The 3,226-nt window shown below is 70.6% G+C and carries 2 protein-coding genes; both read left to right on the forward strand.

Features of this window, described 5'->3' with window-relative positions; genetic code table 11:
• On the forward strand, positions 1–858 hold an 858-nt coding region (locus VNS22_RS04810), incomplete at its 5' end, for a calcium-binding protein (RefSeq protein WP_325730152.1).
• Between the two features lie 160 nt (positions 859–1,018).
• Positions 1,019–2,917, forward strand: a complete 1,899-nt coding sequence (locus tag VNS22_RS04815; RefSeq protein ID WP_325730154.1) for a DNA/RNA non-specific endonuclease — start codon at positions 1,019–1,021, stop codon at positions 2,915–2,917.
• Positions 2,918–3,226: the final 309 nt, after the last annotated feature.

A 3,226-nucleotide genomic window follows, 5' to 3' on the forward strand; every position in this document is an offset into this window, starting at 1 on the left:
GGCGAGGACGGCGACGACTTCCTCTATGGCGGTGCCGGCGACGACGTGCTGATCGGGGCGGGCGGCAACGACCTGCTGTCGGGCAGTCTCGGCCACGACACGCTGCGCGGCGAGGACGGCAACGACACGCTGCTGGGCGACCTCGGCAACGACACGCTGGTGGGTGGCGGCGGCAACGACACGCTGATGGGCGGGGCCGGTGCCGACACGCTGCGCGGCGAGGACGGCAACGACGTGCTGGAGGGCGAGGCAGGCGCCGACCTGCTCTACGGCGGCGGCGGCAACGACATCCTGAGGGGCGGTGCCGCGGCCGACACGCTCCATGGCGAGGACGGCAACGACTGGCTCTATGGCGATGGCGGACACGACCTCCTGTACGGCGCGGCCGGCAACGATGTGCTGATGGGCGGTGGCGGCAACGACATGCTGGTGGGCAGCGACGGCAACGATACGCTGGCAGGCGAGCAGGGTGACGACGTGCTGGACGGCGGCACCGGCAACGACACGCTGACCGGCGGGCTCGGCCGCGATGTCATGACCGGCGGCCACGGCCACGACCTGTTCGTGTTCGGCCTGCGCGAAAGCGGGCTCGGTGACAGCGCCGACGTGATCCAGGGCTTCGACGGGGTCGGCGATGCCCAGGGCGACCGGATCGACCTGAGCGGCCTGTCCGGCGGGCTGAGCTTCATCGGCACCGCCGCCTTCACCGGCCTCAACCAGGTCCGGGTGATCGACCAGGGTGCCGACACGCTGATCCAGGTCAATCTCAGCGGCAACACCGCCGCCGACTACGAGATCCTGGTCCAGGACGGCAGTGCCACCGCCGCCGCATGGCGCACCCAGGACTTCCTGTTCTGACGCAAGCTCCGGCCGGGACTTCCCCGGCCGGAGCCAGGCTCCAGCCATGGCCGGCTTCGCGCCGGCCATGTGCGTCTGACCGGCATCCGGCAAGCCCCAGGTGGAGCTACACCTTCGTTTGTGCTATACTGGCAGGCACGGTGTCATCCAGGGGTCCGCCGTGGCACGCCAGAAGTCGTCGCGCAAAGACCGGACGCCGGCCGGACCCGATCGGGAGGCGCTGCGCCGCCATATCCGCGCCAAGGGTGCGGAATATCTGGACGATCCCAACATCACCTCGGTCGGCATCGGCCGCAAGAACGGCGACGGGCCGCTCTGCATCCAGTTCACCGTCGGCATCAAGGGCGATTCCGCCATCGAGGCCCTGGGCAGTCGGCGCATCCCCGAGGTCATCGAGGTCGAGGGCGAACCGGTCCCGACCGATGTCATCCAGCGCAGCTACCGCCCGTCCTGGGAGATCGTCGAGGCGGAGGCGACCGACCTGCGGCGCAGCCGGGCCGATCCGCTGCGGCCCGGGATCAGCGTGGCACATCCGACCGAGACCGCCGGCACGCTGGGCCTGATCGTGTTCGACCGGGCCACCGGGGCCTCCTGCATCCTGTCCAACTGGCATGTCCTGCACGGCAATCGCGGGCGGATCGGCGATCCGATCGTCCAGCCCGGCCCGTTCGACGACAACGACACCGCCCTCAATGGGGCCGGCACGCTCTTGCGCAGCCATCTGGGTGCTGCTGGCGACTGCGCGCTCGCCCGCATCCGGCAGCGCGACATCGACCGATCCGTCTACGGGCTGGACGTGACGCCCGTGCGGATGGCGCGGGTCGAGCTGGGCGACCGGCTGGTGAAGTCCGGCCGCACCACCGCCATCACTCATGGCATCGTGCGGCGCGTCGACGTGATGGCGAAGCTCGACTACGGTCCACCCGCCGGCAGCCAGGCGATCGGCTGCTTCGAGATCGGCCCGGACCCAAAGCGCCCTTCTCCGGACGGCGAGATCAGCAAGGGCGGTGATTCCGGTGCCGCCTGGCTGGTGGTGGCGGACGATGCACCCACCGACATCTTCGCCGGCCTGCACTTTGCCGGCGAGGGCCTGGGCCAGAGCGACGAGCACGCCCTGGCCTGCTACCCGGCCTCCGTCCAGAAGAAGCTCGACTTCGTCCTGGAACCACCCGGCGCGGCGCTGGCGGCCGAGGCCGGCATGGACACGGTGGTGCCGCGCGCCGGCTACGACCCCGCCTTCCTGGGCCTGCCGGTACCGGAGCCCGGCCTGTCGATCGGGCAGAAGCGCGACGCGGTGAACTTCGGCCGCGCCCAGACCATCCCCTACACCCATTTCTCGGTCTGCCTCAGCGCCAGGCGGCGCATGGCACGCTACGTGGCCTGGAACGTGGACGGCGCCCGCATGGTGGTGCTGCCGCGCCGGCCCTTCGCCCTGGATCCCCGGATCGACGCGAAGCACCAGCTGGGCGACGAGCTCTATGCCGGCAACCGGCTGGACCGCGGCCACCTCGCGCGCCGTGCCGATTTGTGCTGGGGTCCGGTGGCCGAGGCCCGGCAGGCCAACCAGGATTCCTTCTACTTCCCCAACATCGCGCCCCAGCACGAGCGGTTCAACCAGTCGCGGCGCAGCGGCCTGTGGGGTGAGCTCGAGAACCTGGTCCTGGAGCAGGCGGACGCGCAGGACATCAGGCTGGCCGTCCAGGCCGGGCCGGTCTTCGGCGAAGACGACACGCCCTACCGGGGCGCCCTGATCCCGCGCGCCTTCTGGAAGCTGATCGTCTATCGCGGCAGCGACGACCGGCTGCGCGCTGCCGCCTTCGTCCTGTCGCAGTCCGACCTGCTGCACGATCTGGAGGAACTGGACCTCGACCCCTTCCGCATCCACCAGCTGGGCCTGCCCGAGCTCGCCCGCCGCACGGCACTCGACTTCGAGCCCCTCTACCCCGCCGACTTGCTGGCCCATCCCGGGCTGGTCACCCGGCCCGCGGCACCGGAATCGCTGATCGACCCCGCCGCACCCGTCACCGAGATCCGCACCGTGGCCGACCTGCGTTTCTGAGCATCCTGCCGCCGGATGACCTGGAGGTGAATTTCCCGCACCGCCCGTGGCCGACATGGCGGCTGTCGTTGACGACGGGGGCAGTTGAGAAGATTCTGCAGAATCGCGCGCAGGGCCGGTCGATGACCGGACGAAGGGGTTCGCGGGCCGGCCGCCGCGCGGGAGGGCGCCCCATGACACGACCCATGTGCGCTGCCGCGATGATCGACCCAGGCAACGTTCCGGCCTGGGTGTAGCGGCGGCCATTGCAGGAACCGGATGGACAGCCCGCAGGGGTCCAGGATCGGGCCATGCCTGCAGGCGTCCGCG

Source organism: Geminicoccus sp. (assembly GCF_035556675.1).
Classification (GTDB): domain Bacteria; phylum Pseudomonadota; class Alphaproteobacteria; order Geminicoccales; family Geminicoccaceae; genus Geminicoccus.